The following is a 16,708-nucleotide window of genomic DNA, read 5'->3' on the forward strand; positions in this document are numbered from 1 at the left end:
CGGTGCTCGTGGAGAGAACCCCTCACCCGAATGAGTCCGGTTCTGGCAGCGGAGCTGCCCTCTCCCACAAGGGGCGAGGGCACATCAACCCGCACCGCCGCATATAGCCCTCCTTGTAAGAGGCGAGGACAGAGCAATTGGCACTTCACGCCCGCGGCGCGCAGCGGACGTAGACCATGTTGCCGTAGCGGGTGGCGGCGTCCTTGTCGACGAAGCGGGTGACCATGACGCGGCCGTCGAAGGAGACGATCTCGCGGTCCTGCTCGCCGCCGGACGGCCCTGGCGGGCCGATATAGTTCTTGCCGCTCGGAGAGCCCTTCAGACGCAGCTCCTGCGGGGTGGCCTGGTCGGCGAGATGCATGATCACGCCACCGGACTGGCCGGCGCCAATCACATAGGGCTGCTTGCACTGGTCGCGCGCCATCTTCTCGGTGCGGGCGCGGTCGGTCGGGTTCTGGTAGGAGGCCAGGCCCCAGCGGCCGACGATCTCGTCGGAGCGGATGGTGGCGGGCATTTCCGGCGCCACCCCCGGCTCAGGCGCGGGCTCCGGGTTGGATGACAGCGACGGCAGGTTGAAGCTGCTGCACGCGCCCAACAGAAGCGTCAGCGCTAAGACGGACGCGAGCCTCGCAACCGCGCGCGCGTCACCTGATCCGATCATCCGTATTCCCCCGAAATATCCTTGGGCCGCACCTTGGGCCGCACCCGTCCTGCAGCCAAGCGTAAAACGTAAGGCAGAGCAATGGCGTCGAAACGATGACGTGAGAACTCCAACCTGGGCTCTGATTTGATTTGGTTGCAGCATCCTATATTGGCCTCACCAAGGCCTTAACCACTTTGCTTGACAGGAAAGGCGCCAAGCCATATTTCCCGCCCCACAATTAGCACTCTGGCGCGATGATTGCTAACGCGCCGGATATCCTGCCCGCGATCCATCGACCGGCCGGCATTCAACCCCGGCCTCGATGAATGAGACCTGAAACCGAGCCTCCAAGAGGGAACGTCATGGCTAAATCCAAATTCCGCCCGCTGCATGACCGTGTCGTGGTCAAGCGCATCGAAGCCGAAGAGAAGTCCAAGGGCGGCATCATCATCCCCGACACCGCCAAGGAAAAGCCCTCTCAGGGCGAAGTCACCGCCGTCGGGCCGGGCGGCCGCGACGAGACCGGCAAGCTGATCCCGATCGACGTCAAGGTCGGTGACCGCGTGCTGTTCGGCAAATGGTCGGGCACCGAGGTCAAGCTCGACGGCGAGGAACTCCTGATCATGAAGGAGTCCGACATCATGGGCGTTCTGACCTGAGCCGAGCCGAATCCGCCGCGCACCGCTGGTCATGCCCGGGCCCGACCCGGGCATCCATCTCTCTTCGGAAGAGTCTGCGAAGTGATGGATTGCCGGGTCAAGCCCGGCAATGACGCGTAAGAAGCGGCGGCCGCACCATCCCATTTATCCAGGAGCAAGATATGGCTGCCAAAGACGTTAAATTTGCCGGAGAAGCCCGCGAGCGCATGCTGCGCGGCGTCGATGTCCTTGCCAATGCGGTGAAGGTCACGCTCGGCCCGAAGGGCCGCAACGTCGTCATCGAAAAGAGCTTCGGTGCCCCGCGCATCACCAAGGACGGCGTCACCGTCGCCAAGGAGATCGAGCTCGAGGACAAGTTCGAGAACATGGGCGCGCAGATGCTGCGCGAAGTCGCCTCCAAGACCAACGACACCGCGGGCGACGGCACCACCACCGCGACCGTGCTGGCGCAGGCGATCGTGCGCGAGGGCGGCAAGGCTGTTGCCGCCGGCATGAACCCGATGGACCTGAAGCGCGGCATCGACATCGCGGTGCAAGCCGTGGTCAAGGACCTCGAGAAGCGCGCCAAGCCGGTCGCCGCCTCCTCGGAGGTTGCCCAGGTCGGCACCATCTCGGCCAATGGCGACACCGCGATCGGCAAGATGATCGCCCAGGCCATGCAGAAGGTCGGCAATGAGGGCGTGATCACGGTCGAGGAGAACAAGTCGCTGCAGACCGAGGTCGACATCGTCGAAGGCATGAAGTTCGACCGCGGCTACCTCTCGCCCTATTTCATCACCAACGCCGAGAAGATGACGGCCGAGCTCGAGGACGCCTACATCCTCCTGCACGAGAAGAAGCTCTCCGGCCTGCAGGCAATGCTGCCGGTGCTGGAAGCCGTCGTGCAGTCCGGCCGGCCGCTCTTGATCATCGCCGAGGACGTCGAGGGCGAGGCGCTGGCGACGCTGGTGGTCAACCGCCTGCGCGGCGGGTTGAAGGTCGCCGCCGTCAAGGCGCCCGGCTTCGGCGACCGCCGCAAGGCGATGCTGGAGGACATCGCGGTCCTGACCGGCGGCCAGTTGATCTCCGAGGAGCTCGGCATCAAGCTCGAGAACGTCACGATCAAGATGCTCGGCCGCGCCCGCAAGGTCGTGATCGACAAGGAGAACACCACGATCGTCAGCGGCGCCGGCAAGAAGGCCGACATCGAAGCCCGCGTCGGCCAGATCAAGGCGCAGATCGAGGAGACCACCTCCGACTACGACCGCGAGAAGCTGCAGGAGCGGCTGGCCAAGCTTGCCGGCGGCGTCGCGGTGATCCGCGTCGGCGGCGCCACCGAGGTCGAGGTCAAGGAGAAGAAGGATCGTGTCGAGGACGCGCTGAACGCAACCCGCGCCGCGGTGCAGGAAGGCATCGTGCCCGGCGGCGGCGTGGCGCTGCTGCGCGCCAAGAAGGCAGTCGGTCGTCTCTCCAACGACAATTCCGACGTCCAGGCCGGCATCAACATCGTGCTGAAGGCCCTCGAAGCGCCGGTGCGCCAGATCTCGGAAAACGCCGGCGTCGAAGGCTCGATCGTGGTCGGCAAGATCCTCGAGAACAAGTCGGAGACCTTCGGCTTCGACGCCCAGACCGAGGAATATGTCGACATGGTCGAGGAAGGCATCATCGATCCCGCCAAGGTTGTGCGCACGGCGCTGCAGGACGCCTCCTCGGTCGCCGGCCTCCTGGTCACGACGGAAGCCATGGTCGCCGAACTGCCGAGGGAGCCGGCGCCGGCGATGCCGCCCGGAGGCGGCGGCATGGGCGGCATGGGCTTCTGAGCGCAAGCCCGTTCGCAGATATCAGATACGAAGGCCGCCTCCGGGCGGCCTTCTTTTTTGGGCAATAGAGCATGGTCCGGAAAAGTGGAATCCCTCGCGACAAACGCGAAGCGTTTGCGCGGAGATCATGCTCAAACAAAGAGATGGATCATGATCCGATTTCGTCTAATCGGATCATGATCTAGGATCGAGGTTTGGTAGTTACGACGTCGCTGATTCTATCGCCGAGGATTTTCCTATGCGCGTGCTCCTGCTCTGCCTGTTGGGCCTCATCACGGCCTCTGATCTCGCTCTTGCCCAGATGAAGCTGCCGTCCAAGACGGCGCCGGGCACCACCGAAACGCGCTATTTCACCGCGATCGACGGCTTGATGGAGGGCAATGCCGACGCGGTGCTGAAGGAAACCCGCCAGGGCAAGAACGTTAGTGCGGCGGTGCTCGACGTCTGCTACCCCGCGGAAAAAGGTTCCGACCGCAAGGACCGTTTCGTCGTCAACCTCGCGGTCAACGGCCAGAACCTGAGCGGCTCGACGCAGAGCCTGAATGACAAATCGCCCGTCACGGTGAAGCTCGTGCGCAAGCCGACCGGCGACAGTTTCGAATTCCGCGGCCAGATCACGATCGGCCAAGCGGTGACGGAAGTGGCCTCCTCCGACAATACCGACCTTTCGGAACGGGAATTTCAGGAGAGCCAGACCACCGATGACGGCATCACGCCGGCACCGAAGGACTTTACCGAAGTTTCTCCCGAATCCGTCGGCGTGCGCGTCAAGCTCGACGCGGCGCTGGACTTCCTGAAGAGCCTTAAGGGCCAAGCCGTCGAGGTCGGTCTCTCGAGCCTCGCCATCACCTGCGACGCGCTGCGCGCCGGCGAGCAGACCATCAACCTGACCGTCGATCCGGAACAGGCCCCGGCCCTCGTCGCCAAGGCCAAGGCGACGCCGGGCGTGGTCGCGGCCGGCTGGACCACGGGCAGCGTCGAGATGGACCGCACAATCCGCTTCGCCGCCGCCGACTGGCTCAGCGGCGACAAGATCAACAGGGACAAGATTGCATCAGCGATATCGGGCGTGCTCAGCAAGACGCTGGCGGCAAAGCTGTCGGGAGCGTCATGGAACGCCAACACCGGCAAGCTGAAATTGACCTTCAAGCGTCCGAGCCAGGTCTATCCCGCGCTCGGCCTCACCGAGACCGCCGAGATCTCGGCGCTGGTGTCCTCGGACAAGCCCGGCGCGTCGGACAGGCTGATGCTGTGGGTCTCGAGCCCGGTGGTCACCACCGCCGACGAAGGCACAGGCCCAAAGCTGAACCTCTCGGAAGACTCCGTCGGCGATGAGGAAGGCGGCGAGCCGCCCGACGACAACGGCTCGATCGAGGCGCTGGCGAAGGAATTCAAGGCCCAGCGCTGGGACGCCGACAAATCCGCGTGGAAGTAGGGCCACGCGGCGATATGTGACCGGCTCGCCGTGCGCGCAGCTCAGACTCGCGCGAGCGCGTCAAGCCTTGCGCGAACATCATCAATCGCGGGCTTCGCGACGGGCCCAACACCGGGCATCGCCATCACCTTGTCGCACATCTGGTAGATCGAAGGCGTCACCACGACGATCAGTTTGGCGAGTGCGCTTCGTCCTTCCGGGGGAAGCTTGCCAGCTCGCGCGCTGACATCGTTCAACTGCGCTGTCGCCTCGTTGATCTTGGGCAGAGCCGCTTGAGCGGTAGCCACGTCTGTGACGCCTGATAGCGCGGACTTCAAGGTGTTGACGGACGAATCGACTTGGCTGGCCAAGTTCACCCCGTCGACGGTCAAATTCGCGGGTGCCACGCCTACGGTCCCGGTTGCGGGGCGCGTTGCAGCGGGTTGCTCGGCGACAGTCTGTTCACCCGGGCGTTGGACTGCGTACCAGACGAGACCGCCGAGCACGACAAGGCCAGCCAGCCAATAGGGCCACTGCGACATCGCGTTGCTTGGCGTGTAGCGTGTAGACGCCCCGGCGACGCGGCTCGCGGCCGCCGAAGCTCCGCTGCGCACGCTCTCCCCCGCCCTGTCGATGAGACCGGCAGCGCTCAGTTGATCGGCGAGACCCGATGGAAGCGCCGCAGCGATCTGGTCCTTTTGCGAGGCGAGGAGCGATGTCAGCCCGCTTGCCTCCATACCGACGCTGCGTTGATGCTGCCCCAACGCCCCGAGGACGACAGGACCAAGCATGCCGGTCAGCAACTTGGCGGAGCCCTCGCCGATCCCTGCGAATTTGGCGATGGCCTCAGATACCGTTTCCAGCGCCCGGCCGCCAAACAGGCCGGCCAGCGTGGCCGATCCGCTCTCCGCGAGCGCCGCCTGGCCAGGACCTGCCATCGCATTCTTCAGGCTTTCAAGCGCTCCGGGCTGCTGCTGCGACAATGCGCTGGACAACTGACGGGCGCCACCGGGGGTGGAGGCCACCTCGGCCAAGCTCGAAAGCAGCGCGGGGACGCCACCTCCTATCGCCTTTTGCACGATGTCTCGATCAAGCCCCAGAGAGGACGCGATCCTGGCGATCAGGTCAGGAGTCAGACATTGCATGACAACAGAGACGAGGTTCACAGCCATGGCGATCTCTCCATCGTTGCGAAGTGGTTGAGACAGGATGACTGAACAATCATCACGTCGCATGCCCACGTCAGAGATTTCGATTCCGGCTGTCAGGCGCGGGCAAAATATCGGGGCGAACCTGCAGATTTCCGTGCCTGCCAGCCGACTTTCCCACTGCGCGAGCATGTCCGCCCCAAAATTCGCACCTGTCTAATCACAATACGGAGAGCCTTGCAGGTTGATAGCCGCTCGCTCAGCAGCCTGACATGGAATTTTGCCAGCTCCATTTGGGATGGCCGGCTGCCAGGGCCGCGATCGAGGCGGCATCGCGACGCAGTTCATTCGGTCGATCGTTAAGGTTCGATTCAATTTCCGGGAACATCATCGCTTAGCCGAACGTGGGTCACGCCATGCAAGTCCACGAGCCGAGTACCCTTGGAAGCACCTGGTCGGGGAATGTGGCTGACGGCGAGTTGCCGGAGCAGCCGGCGCGCCTGTCGGATTTCTTGCACCAGAATCGCGATGACGTTCTGGTGGTACGAGGGCCATACGGCGATTGGGCGCGCACCATTGCGCTGCCCGCGATGGCACTGGTGGCAGCCTTTGGGTTGGGATGGGCCGGCGGTCTGAACTGGCCTGAGTTCGCAAGCACGCTCGGGCTCAGCTCAGTCGCCCAGAAAATCACGTCTTCGCCTCGAACCGCTGAAGCAAGACCAGGCGGCAGGATCGAAGGCACCAAAAAAACAACATCCACGTCAGATCTGCAGACAGCGGCACCCGCTGTCGTAGGAAGCATTCCCAAGCCTTTACCCGCGAGCACTCACCTGGCCGCGCGCGCCTCAAACCCGTTCGCCTCCCAGGCAAATGCGAGCCCCCCCGGCGCGGCGATGGCGAGGCCACCTTTGGCGCCGGCGCCGGAAACGAGACCGACCACCATATCGGGCTGGACGGTTGTCGATGTCCGGGACGGAACCGCTGTTCTCGACGGGCCTGACGGCATTCGGATGGCCGCGCGCGGCGACACGATTCCCGGGCTCGGGCGTGTCGAAACCATCGTGCGCTGGGGTAACCGCTGGATCGTCGGTACCGCCAACGGATTGATTGCGGCGCCTTAGTCCTAATTCGTGTTGAGCCGGAAGCGCAGCGTCTTCGAGCCGGTCAAGGTGACGAGGTCACCCTGACGGCGCCAGGTCGCGACGTCACCGAGCGCCGCAAGCAGATCGTCGTCGGCCTGCGTCCGGTCGGGCGGGCAGTTGCGGGTTTCCATCGCGCCGGGAACGAAGATGATGGTGTTGCCAGCCACCGAGAACTGGCCCTTGCCGCCCTTGCACCAGAGTTCCAGCACCACCTCGCCATTGTCGCCGATCTCAAGCGAAGGGATGCGCTTGGAGCCGGGCATGCGCGCGGCATCGAGCGATATTTCGAAGCCGAAGGGAAACTCCTCCTCGGCGCGCGCCGGACCTGCCGCAACCGTGGTCGCGAGCAGCGCCAGGGCGACGGCTGTTCTGGTGCAATTCCGTGGAACCATGAACTCTCTCTAAGATCAGCGATGCGCTCTTCTATTGGACGCATCTGACGATGGCCAAGCCGGCCATGGGGAGACGAGTTCGTAGCCCGGGTGGAGCGGAACGCGCAACCCGGGACATCTGTGTCAGTGTCCACGAGCGGACCCGGATTACGCTGGCGCTTCACCCGGGCTACGAGCCGGAGCGACTACTTCAGGACCATCTCCGTGAACGGGTAGACATAGGCCTGCAGTGTCACGAACAGGCCGACGAGGCAGGCCAGCACGATCGAGTGCAGGAACACGTAGCGCAGGATCGAGCCTTCATGGCCGTACCAGTTGGTCGCGGTCGAGGCGACCACGATCGATTGTGCGTCGATCATCTTGCCCATGACGCCGCCGGAGGAGTTGGCGGCGGCCATCAGGATCGGCGACAAGCCCAATTGCTCCGACGTGATCCTCTGCAGGTTGCCGAACAGCACGTTGGAGGCGGTGTCCGATCCGGTCAGCGCGACGCCCAACCAGCCGAGCAGCGTGCCGAAGAAGGGATAGAGCACGCCGGTTGCGGCGAAGGCCAGGCCGAGCGTGGCGTCGACACCGGACAGCCGCGTCAGCGTGCCGATCGCGAGCATCGCCGAGATCGTGATCAGCGAGATCGCGCACAGGCGGATGGTGCGGCCATATGCGGTGATCAGTTTCATCGGCGAGAAGCCCATCAAGAGACCCGAGATGATCGCCGCGATCAGCATGCCCGTGCCGGTGAAGGACAGCCAGGTGAAGCTGAACACGGCGCCTTCCGGCGTCGGCTTGGCGACAATCGGCGGCACCTTGTTGATGAGCTTGTCGAGCTCGGGCACCGGATAGTTCCAGACGAAATTGGCGTTCGCCCAGGCCTTGAACGCGCCGTTGCCCCAGATCAGCATCAGGATGCAGACGATGATCCACGGCAGAAGCGCGCTCCACAATTCGCCTTGTGTGAGCGGCGTCTTGTCCAGCGCCTTCGGCGCCGCCATGGTCGCGGCCGATTCATCGTGGCCGCGCAGCGCCGGCGACAGCCAGAGTTGCCGCGGCTGCCAGACGCGCAGGAACAGGATCAGGCAGCCCATCGAGATCAGCGAGGCGCCGATGTCGACGATCCAGGGATTGATGAAGTTCGAGATCACGAATTGCGGGACCGCGAAGGAGACGCCCGTGACCAGGATCGCTGGCCAGACATCCTTCATGCCCCGCCAGCCGGCGAACGCGCACACCACCCAGAACGGCACGATCAGCGAGAACAGCGGCAATTGCCGTCCGACCATCGCGCCAAGCACGTAAGGGTCAAGCCCGGTGACGGAGGCGAGACCCAGAATCGGCGTGCCCAGCGCGCCATAGGCGACCGGCGCGGTATTAGCGATCAGCGACAGGCCGGAAGCCGCAAGCGGCGAGAAGCCGAGCCCGATCAGGATCGCGCCCGTGATCGCAACCGGCGTGCCGAAACCGGAGGCGCCTTCGAAGAACGCGCCGAAGGCAAACGCGATCAGGAGCAGTTGCAAGCGCCGGTCCTCGGTGACGCCGCCGACCGCGCGCTTCAGGAGCTCGAATTTCCCGGTCGCCACCGTGATCTGGTAGAGGAAGATGACGTTCAGCACGATCCAGCCGATCGGGAAGAAGCCGGTCACCACCCCGAGCAAAGTGGCGCGGACCGACATGTTCACGGGCATGGTGAAGATGAAGATCGTGATCAGGTTGGTCACGATCACGGCGATGATGGCGGCGACATGCGCCTTCACTCTGCCGCTGGCGATCAGGACCAGCAGCGTGACCACGGGAACGGCGGCCGCGATCGTCGACAGCGCGGCGTTGCCGAGCGGGTTGTAGATTTGGTTCCACATTTTTGTTGTTCCTCCCCAAGGTTCCCGGTGGCGGCTTCCCGCCGGCGGCTTGCGTCGGCTCGCCGCGGGCATGGACCCGGCGCACCGGGTGCAATCGAGTCGGCACAGCCGAAACGCTCACAACCTCGCGAAATCAGAAAGTCCGCCGCCCCGCGTCGCGCTGCCATGCTAGGGTTAACTATCATGCTGCGACAAGTGGACGCTGACCGAGGAACCCACGACTTTAGTCTGAAGGTTCCCTGATTGTCCCGTTTTTTCAAGCCTTTGTAGGCGGTCCCCCGGAGACGCTAATCTGTGAACAACATTCGTTCGACGCTCGCGACGGTGTGGCGCATTGCAGCGCCTTATTTCAACTCCGAAGACAAATGGGCCGGCCGCGGCCTGCTTGCCGCGGTCATCGCGATCGAGCTGGCGCTGGTCGCCAACGATGTGCTGCTGAACCAGTGGCGCAATCGTTTCTACAACGCGCTGCAGGAGCGGGACTGGGACGGCTTCGTCCGCGAGCTCATCGTGTTCTGCGTGCTGGCCGCGGTCCTCACCGTGCTGTCGATCTATCAGCTCTATCTCAACCAGTGGCTTCAGATCCGCTGGCGCCGCTGGATGACGAGCAAATATCTCGGCGAATGGCTGCACGATGCCAACCACTACCGCATGCAGCTTCACGGCGATGCCGCCGACAACCCGGACCAGCGCATCAGCGACGACATCAAGATGTTCGTTAGTCAGACGCTGGGGCTCGGTATCGGGCTGTTGAGCTCGATCGTGACGCTGGCATCCTTCGTCGTAATTCTCTGGGGCCTGTCTGCGGCGGCGCCGTTGCATCTGTTCGGCAGCGACGTCTCGTTCCCCGGCTATCTGGTGTGGGGGGCGCTGGTCTACGCCATCTTCGGCACGGCCTTGACGCAGTGGATCGGCTCGCCGCTGGTGCGACTCGATTTCGATCAGCAGCGGCTGGAAGCCGATTTCCGTTTCAACCTGGTGCGGGTTCGCGAGAACTCCGAACAGATCGCGCTACTCAAGGGCGATCGCGCCGAATGCGAGCAGCTATCGACGCGCTTCGGCCACGTGGTCTCCAACTGGTACGGCATCATGAGCCGGACCAAGCGGCTGACGGCGTTCACGCAGAGCTACTCGCAGGCCGCCGTGGTGTTTCCCGTCATCCTGTCCGCGCCGGCCTATTTCGCCAGCAAGATCCAGCTCGGAACCGTGATGCAGATCATGGAAGCGTTCGGCAAGGTGCAGGATGCGCTGTCGTTCTTCATATCGGTCTATCGCACCATGGCGGAATGGCGCGCAGTGGTCGCCCGTCTCGATGGCTTCGAGCGGTCGATTGCGAAGGCAGAGAGGCTCGCTACCGACCCCGCCGCGGTCAAAGCGGCGCCCGCGGCGAGCGATGCGATCGCGCTGCAAGAGCTTCTCGTGAAACTACCCAATGGCGCGCCGCTGGTCTCAGCGACCGGGCTCAAGCTTCGGCCCGGCGAACGCACGCTGGTGACCGGGCCGTCCGGCGCGGGCAAGTCGACGCTGTTCCGAGCGGTCGCCGGCATCTGGCCGTTCGGCAGCGGCTCGATCCTCATTCCCGAGCACGCCTCGCTGATGATGCTGCCGCAAAAGCCCTATTTCCCGATCGGCTCGCTGCACGCGGCGATCGTCTATCCCGCCGAAGCCGAAAAGTTCAGCGCCGACAGGATCAGGGAAGCGCTCGCCCAGATCGGCCTGCCGCAGCTCGCTTCACGGCTGGAGGAAGAGGGACACTGGAACAGGATGCTGTCGCTCGGCGAGCAGCAGCGCCTGGGGCTGGCGCGCGCGCTCTTGCATGCGCCCGACTACCTGTTCCTCGACGAGGCGACGGCCTCGCTCGACGAGCCTTCGGAAGCTGCCCTCTATCGTTTGCTGATGGAGGAATTGCCCACCACCACGATCGTCTCGATCGGTCACCGCTCGACGCTGGCGGAATTCCATCAGCGCAATATCGCGCTGGTCCGCGATGGCGACCGGTTCGGGTTGCGCGATACCGCCAAGGTCGCCGCGTCGTCTTAAAGCGGGATACGCACGTCGTGCGTAGCCCGGGTGGAGCGGAACGCGCAACCCTGGACACCTGCATCAGCGTCTACCGGCGGTCCCGGGTTACGCTGGCGCTCCACCGGGCTACGGCGCTCAACGACGCAGTCGGCCCTGCTCGCGCAGCACGCGCCACCGCCGCAAATGAAAAGGGCGGCGGATCGCTCCGCCGCCCCCTTGATCCACGCGTGTGAAACTTACTTCAGGTTCGAGATCGCGGTCAGGTCAGCCGAGAGCTTGGCGATGCCCGTCGCGCCGCACCAGTTGGAGCTGAAGCCACCCGGGTTGATCGGCGTGAAGCTGCCGTCGAAGCGGGCGGTGTAGTCGCTGGTGAAGGCGTTGCAATCACCCTTCGAGAGGTTGGTGTCGGTGTAACGCAGGTCCAGCGTGAACACCTTGTAGGTGAAGCCGATGCCGATATTCCAGGTGTTGTAGCTCGGCTCCGGGATACCACCGGGGAACGGTCCGCCGCCAAGCGGGCTGGCAACGGTGGTGCCATAGAAGGAGTCGGAGGTGCCAAGCCACTGCCGACCGAACTCACCCGAGACATACATGCCGATGCCGGTAGAACCGAAGATGGTCGAGGGCGCGGTCCACTTCGCCGTGACCGACGCGTAGTTGCCCCAGGCGCCGAGGTTCAGGAAGTTCGGCGAGTAGTACTCGTTAAAGCCAACCGCCCACTGGTCGTTGATGTTGATGTTGAGCTTGGCGTAGCCTTCATAGAAGCTCGCGCTCTTCTTGGCGAAGTTGCCGTTGATCGGCAGGCCGCCCGTGATCGGGTCAGAGTTGCCGAACGGGCTGGCGGCGCAGCTCGAATCCGAGCCCGGAATGCCGGAGCCCGGGATCGCGGCGGAGTTGAAGCACGAGCCGCCCGGATACAGGTAACCCCAGACACCGAAGTCGAAGGCGAAGATGCCGAAGGTCGGGCGGATACCGCCGTAGATGTCGATCTCGGCAGCGGCGCGGTTCGGGAAGGAGATGCTCTCGCCGGCGGCGCCGATGTAGAGCTGCAGGTCCTTGGTCACGTTGTAGCGCGGCTCGAAATAAGCGGCGACCGAAGGCTTGTGGTTCGACTGGGTGATGCCGCGGAACACGTAGTCGCTCATCAGCGCTGAGCCGAAGGCGAAATCCCAGGGTTCGAATGGGGGCGGCGGCGGCGCCTTAACGGCTTTCACGGCCATGTCGGCGGCCATTGCCGAGCTTGAGAACATTGCCAGCGCCGTTGCTAACAAAGCCAGTTTCTTCATGAAAGGATCCCCACACGTTCAAGAAAACAGTCCAGCTCCTCCGGCCCCCCGGGGCGAGCGATCTCCGACTGCGACCAAATTCCGCAGGCAATCTGGAACGCGATGCCCCTTGTGTTGAAGCAAAAAAGACGAGCATGTGCCGACTTTTTAGGCGTTCCGTCCTTTTTGAGAGAGGTTGTTGGCGGGTGTTGCAATCTCACAACAACTTTACCGACTTCCGTGCCTTGTGAAGTAAATCCGCACCTCTCCTACGTGGCGGAGTGAGTCTCTGCTGCAGCGGTCCGAGTCCAGGCGCCGCCGAATCATCGAGCCGTGTCGCCCCACAATCAGTGCTCCGGAAAGCGAAAGAGCCGCAGCGGTGAAGGCTGCGGCTCTCGCGTCAGGTGCTGCCTGGTTGCGTCAGGACGGACTAGAGGAGTCCTCCGAGCCTTCCGACCTCTCCGAAGGGCTGGGGGTAGCCCAGCTCGGACCGAGTTCGGGCTCCGGCGCGGGAGTGGGGGCAGCGACCGGTGCCGCCGGCTTGGGAGCTGCAGCCTTCTTTGCCGCGCTCTTCTTGGCGGCCTTCTTCGGCGCGGCCTTCTTTGGCGCGGCCTTCTTGGCGACTTTTTTCACGGCCTTCTTTGCCGACTTCTTCGCGGATTTCTTGGCAGCCTTCTTGGCAGATTTCTTCGCGGTTCTCTTGGCGACCTTCTTCGCGGACTTCTTCTTGGCCGCTACCGCCTTCTTAGCCTTCTTGGCCTTTTTCCCCTTCTTACCCTTCTTCGCTTTAGCCATCGTGATCCTCCTGTTGCCGCTGATTCAGTCTATCGAGCGCTTCGAATAGTCCGCTTGCCCGGATCGGGATCGTGCTTGTTCGAAGCACCTCCCGCCCCGTCCTTTGTCGCGCATGGCCTCCGCGCAAACGCGTGCGCCTGTCGTGGAGAAAACCGCTACCCACGTCGCCCCAACACGGCCCCCGGGTCCGGTTCATGCGCGATAGGCAATCGATCAATTCACCCCTGGCCGAGGACCTCCTGTCGCCCAATCGAGAAGCTCAATCGTGTGCACCACAGGAACTGACGTACCGCCGGCAATCTGAACCATGCAGCCAATATTGCCCGCAGCAATCATGTCCGGCTTGATTGTCGCGAGGTTGGCGAGCTTCCGATCGCGCAACCTCATCGCAATGTCGGGCTGGAGAATGTTGTAGGTCCCCGCCGAACCGCAACACAAATGGCTCTCCGGCACATCTTTCACCACGAATCCATTCTTGGAAAGCAATTCTTTCGGAAGGCCTGTGATTTTCTGCCCGTGCTGCAGCGAACAAGCAGAGTGATAGGCGACGGTGATCTCGTCTTCGAGGCGCGGCGGATCGAGCTCGATGCCGGCCAGATATTCGGTGATGTCCTTTGCCAGCGCGGAGACCTTTGCGGCGGGAGCAGCGAATTCGCGGTCCTCGCGCAGCATGAAACCATAGTCCTTGATCACGGTGCCGCAGCCTGACGTGGTCACCAGGACGGCGTCGAGGCCGCGCTGTTCCGCCTCATTCCGCCATGCCGTGACGTTGGCGCGAGCGCGGGCGAGCGCATCGCCGTCCTGCCCGAGGTGATGGGTCAACGCGCCGCAGCATTGCTCATCCTTGACCAGCACCACCTCGACCCCGTGGCGGGTCAGCACGTTGATGGCGGCCTTGTTGATACGCGGAGCCAGCACCTGCTGGGCGCAGCCCTGCAACAGCGCGACCCGTCCCCGCCGTGTCCCAACCGCCGGGAACACACTTCCCGCCGACGGACCCGCCGGCGGCAGGTGGGATGGCGCCAGCGCCAGCATCGCCTTGATTCGCCGGAGCAGGCCTGGAGTGGCGTCAGCCCTTGGCGTCGGCAACAGTGCCGCGAACGGCCGGGCCAAGCGGGCCAGCACCATGCTGGTGCGGAAGGCGCCGGGTCGCGGCAGCACGAAGCCGAGCACGGAACGCAGCAGCCGCTCGGTGAACGGCCTCTGATAGTCTCGCTCGATCCTGACCCGGGCCTGGTCGACGAGGTGCATGTAATGCACGCCGGACGGACAGGTGGTCATGCAGGCGAGGCAAGAGAGGCAGCGGTCGATATGCTTGACCACCTCCGCCGTCGGCGGCTTGTCCTTTTCCAGCATCTCCTTGATCAGGTAGATGCGGCCGCGCGGACTATCGAGCTCGTCGCCGAGCAGCACATAGGTCGGACAGGTCGCGGTGCAGAAGCCGCAATGGACACAGGCGCGCAGGATCTTGTCGGCCTCGGCAATATCGGGATCGGCGAGTTGGGCGAGTGAGAATTCGGTCTTCATGATGCAGTCCCCCGCGTCAGCCGGCCGCGGTTGAGGATGTTCCTGGGGTCAAAGCTCTGGCGGACACGCTCGCTGAGATCGGCGAGCCCGCGGGGCTGCGGATGGAACACGTCGACGGCACGCCGCACCTCCTCGGAGGCACGGATCAGGGTGGCGTGGCCGCCGGCAGCCTCGACGCGGCCCCTGACCTGCGCGGCCTGCGCGTCCACCTTGGGCGGCACCGCCGCCCAGATCAATCCGCCGCCCCAATCGTAGACGACATCGCCGCCGGTCTCCCGCGCCAGTGCCTGCCCGAGCGCGCCGCCCGAGGCCGGGGGACAGACGATCCGCCATACCGGCCAGGCGCCGAGCGCGCCAGCCGCCGCGAACGGCGCAACGTCGCGCAGCGCGCTCCAGATCGAGAGCGAGGCGACGTCCTCGATGGTCTCGACCGCGCCGTAGGAGGCGAGCGTCTTGGCGAGGTGGGCCGCACGATGCGCGGCCGATGCCGCAATCCCCTCGAGCCGCAACAGCGTAACGGCCTGCTCCGGCGCCCCCAGAGCAACGAGCGCAGCGTCGGTCGGACGGAACGCCGAATTGGGCAGATGCGCCGCCCCGGAGACATCGAAGGGCGAGCCGAGCGCCGCGGTCATGGCGCGGCCTGCGGTGACGTCGTCGAGACCGCGCAGGATGAGCGTGCGTTCGGCTTCCGGCTTCGGCATCACCTTCAGCGTCACCTCGGTCATCACCGCGAGCGTGCCCCAGGAACCGCTGAGCAATTTGCAGAGGTCGTAGCCGGTGACGTTCTTCACGACCTTGCCGCCGGTCTTGAAGCTGTCGCCAAAGCCGGAGACGGCATGGGCGCCGAGCAGGTGGTCGCGGACGCCGCCGGACTTGATCCGGCGCGGCCCGGCGAGCCCCGCCCCGATCATGCCGCCGATGGTGCCGCTCCCCTTCATGCCGAGCAGCACCGAGGTATCGACCGGCTCGAAGGCGAATTGCTGGTTCTTGGCATCGATCAGCGACTGCACGTCGGCAAGCGGCGCGCCGGCTTGCACAGTGATGATCAGCTCGTTCGGCTCATAGGAGACGACCGCATTCAGCGCGGAGAGATCGACCACCGCGTTGGTCGCCATCGGATGGCCGATTTCTCGCCTGGAACCGTGGCCGATGATCTCGAGCGGCTGCTCGGCGGCGATCGCCGCCCGCACCACCTGCTCGACGTCTTCAGCATCTCGTACCTTCCTGATGTCCACGCCTATCGTCCTGCCTTTCCACCGCAGCCGCTACCGTTCCCGCCATCCCTTCTATAGGCATCGATGCCGGACACAAGGGTACCGTGGCGGAAGATGGCGCTTCCCCAGTCGCCCGCCCGCGATCCATTCGGTACGCGATCCCGGCGCCTCCATATGCAGATATACTTCGATCAATATCGAAGTGATTTCGGTCATAATTCGTCCTGTATCGAATTATCATCGGCAGCCGCGGATGTAGGAAGCGGCTTCCACGCAACCCAATCAAAGGAGCAATGGTTATGGGTCAATATGCAATCGACAAGACCGTGAAAGAGGCCGTCGATGGCAGCGGCTTGCTGGTGGTCGCGCAATGGGAGGCGAAGGAAGGTCAGGCCGACCGGATCGCCGATATCCTGTCGCGCTTCCTGCCCGAGGCACAGAGCGAGCCTGGTGCAAAGCTGTTCCTGATCTCGCGCGCCAAGGACAACCCGGCGCAGTTCCTGTTCTACGAACTGTTCCGCGACGAAGCCGCCTTCAAGGCGCATCAGGACAGCGCGCATTTCAAGACCTACATCGCCGGCGAAGCGCTGCCGCTATTGGCAAAACGCGAACGCCTGCAATACACGCTGCTGTGACAGTCGATAGTCGCGTGTCGCGGTGCCAATTACTGCGCCCTCTCCCCTTGCGGGAGAGGGCTACTCCGGCGCGGGCAACGTACTCACTAGGGTGAGGGGTCTCTCTCCACGAACACCTGCGCACGTGGAGAGAACCCCTTGTATCTGCACGGGCATGATTTGTGCGATGGAAGCGATTTAGCGTCTTGGCCGGTGGCCACCGG

General features: G+C 64.0%; 14 protein-coding genes. 7 read left to right on the forward strand and 7 right to left on the reverse strand.

What is annotated here, in order from left to right; all coding sequences use genetic code 11:
* Positions 1–145: 145 nt before the first annotated feature.
* Complete coding sequence (locus OZ411_RS26305; protein ID WP_130582606.1) at positions 146–661, reverse strand: hypothetical protein; 516 nt, start codon at positions 659–661, stop codon at positions 146–148.
* Positions 662–1,005: 344 nt separating this feature from the next.
* Here OZ411_RS26305 and OZ411_RS26310 point away from each other — a divergent pair, with 344 nt between their 5' ends.
* The 3 genes from OZ411_RS26310 (at position 1,006) to OZ411_RS26320 (ending at position 4,536) form a co-directional block, all read left to right on the forward strand.
* A complete protein-coding gene (locus OZ411_RS26310; RefSeq protein WP_130582605.1) occupies positions 1,006–1,302 on the forward strand; it encodes a co-chaperone GroES in 297 nt (98 codons plus the stop codon).
* Between the two features lie 161 nt (positions 1,303–1,463).
* Positions 1,464–3,101 (forward strand): chaperonin GroEL, encoded by a 1,638-nt coding sequence (groL, locus tag OZ411_RS26315; protein ID WP_282530289.1) that lies wholly within the window; start codon positions 1,464–1,466, stop codon positions 3,099–3,101.
* Positions 3,102–3,339: 238 nt separating this feature from the next.
* Complete coding sequence (locus tag OZ411_RS26320) at positions 3,340–4,536, forward strand: hypothetical protein (protein WP_282530290.1); 1,197 nt, start codon at positions 3,340–3,342, stop codon at positions 4,534–4,536.
* Between the two features lie 41 nt (positions 4,537–4,577).
* On the opposite strand, the gene OZ411_RS26325 is transcribed toward OZ411_RS26320, so the two are convergent.
* Positions 4,578–5,855, reverse strand: coding sequence for a DUF937 domain-containing protein (locus OZ411_RS26325; RefSeq protein WP_282530291.1), 1,278 nt, complete (start codon positions 5,853–5,855; stop codon positions 4,578–4,580).
* 701 nt (positions 5,856–6,556) lie between these two features.
* On the opposite strand from OZ411_RS26325, the gene OZ411_RS26330 reads away from it, so the two are divergent.
* A complete protein-coding gene (locus OZ411_RS26330) occupies positions 6,557–6,784 on the forward strand; it encodes a hypothetical protein (RefSeq protein WP_282530292.1) in 228 nt (75 codons plus the stop codon).
* Positions 6,785–6,786: 2 nt separating this feature from the next.
* Here OZ411_RS26330 and OZ411_RS26335 read toward each other — a convergent pair whose 3' ends face one another.
* The gene (locus tag OZ411_RS26335; RefSeq protein ID WP_282530293.1) at positions 6,787–7,197 is read right to left on the reverse strand and encodes an META domain-containing protein; all 411 of its coding nucleotides are present in this window, start codon (positions 7,195–7,197) and stop codon (positions 6,787–6,789) included.
* A gap of 185 nt (positions 7,198–7,382) precedes the next feature.
* Positions 7,383–9,047 (reverse strand): L-lactate permease, encoded by a 1,665-nt coding sequence (locus OZ411_RS26340; protein ID WP_130582630.1) that lies wholly within the window; start codon positions 9,045–9,047, stop codon positions 7,383–7,385.
* Between the two features lie 294 nt (positions 9,048–9,341).
* Between OZ411_RS26340 and OZ411_RS26345 the strand changes: the two genes are divergently transcribed.
* Positions 9,342–11,087 carry an ABC transporter ATP-binding protein/permease gene (locus OZ411_RS26345; RefSeq protein WP_282530294.1) on the forward strand — a complete coding sequence of 582 codons (1,746 nt, stop codon included), beginning with the start codon at positions 9,342–9,344 and terminating at the stop codon, positions 11,085–11,087.
* Positions 11,088–11,305: 218 nt separating this feature from the next.
* Here the strand turns inward: OZ411_RS26345 and OZ411_RS26350 are convergent, their stop codons facing one another.
* A complete protein-coding gene (locus tag OZ411_RS26350) occupies positions 11,306–12,355 on the reverse strand; it encodes a TorF family putative porin (RefSeq protein WP_282530295.1) in 1,050 nt (349 codons plus the stop codon).
* 358 nt (positions 12,356–12,713) lie between these two features.
* Between OZ411_RS26350 and OZ411_RS26355 the strand changes: the two genes are divergently transcribed.
* Positions 12,714–13,178 carry a hypothetical protein gene (locus tag OZ411_RS26355; RefSeq protein ID WP_282530296.1) on the forward strand — a complete coding sequence of 155 codons (465 nt, stop codon included), beginning with the start codon at positions 12,714–12,716 and terminating at the stop codon, positions 13,176–13,178.
* Positions 13,179–13,342: 164 nt separating this feature from the next.
* On the opposite strand, the gene glcF is transcribed toward OZ411_RS26355, so the two are convergent.
* Entirely contained in the window at positions 13,343–14,656 is a 1,314-nt protein-coding gene (gene glcF / locus OZ411_RS26360; RefSeq protein WP_282530297.1) for a glycolate oxidase subunit GlcF, read from the reverse strand.
* The gene (locus OZ411_RS26365) at positions 14,653–15,891 is read right to left on the reverse strand and encodes an FAD-binding protein (RefSeq protein ID WP_282530298.1); all 1,239 of its coding nucleotides are present in this window, start codon (positions 15,889–15,891) and stop codon (positions 14,653–14,655) included. Before OZ411_RS26365 ends, glcF begins: the two co-directional genes overlap by 4 nt.
* A gap of 278 nt (positions 15,892–16,169) precedes the next feature.
* Between OZ411_RS26365 and OZ411_RS26370 the strand changes: the two genes are divergently transcribed.
* Positions 16,170–16,505, forward strand: coding sequence for an antibiotic biosynthesis monooxygenase family protein (locus OZ411_RS26370; protein ID WP_282530299.1), 336 nt, complete (start codon positions 16,170–16,172; stop codon positions 16,503–16,505).
* Positions 16,506–16,708: the final 203 nt, after the last annotated feature.

Origin of the sequence: Bradyrhizobium sp. Arg237L (assembly GCF_029990105.1) — a bacterium.
Classification (GTDB): Bacteria; Pseudomonadota; Alphaproteobacteria; order Rhizobiales; family Xanthobacteraceae; genus Bradyrhizobium.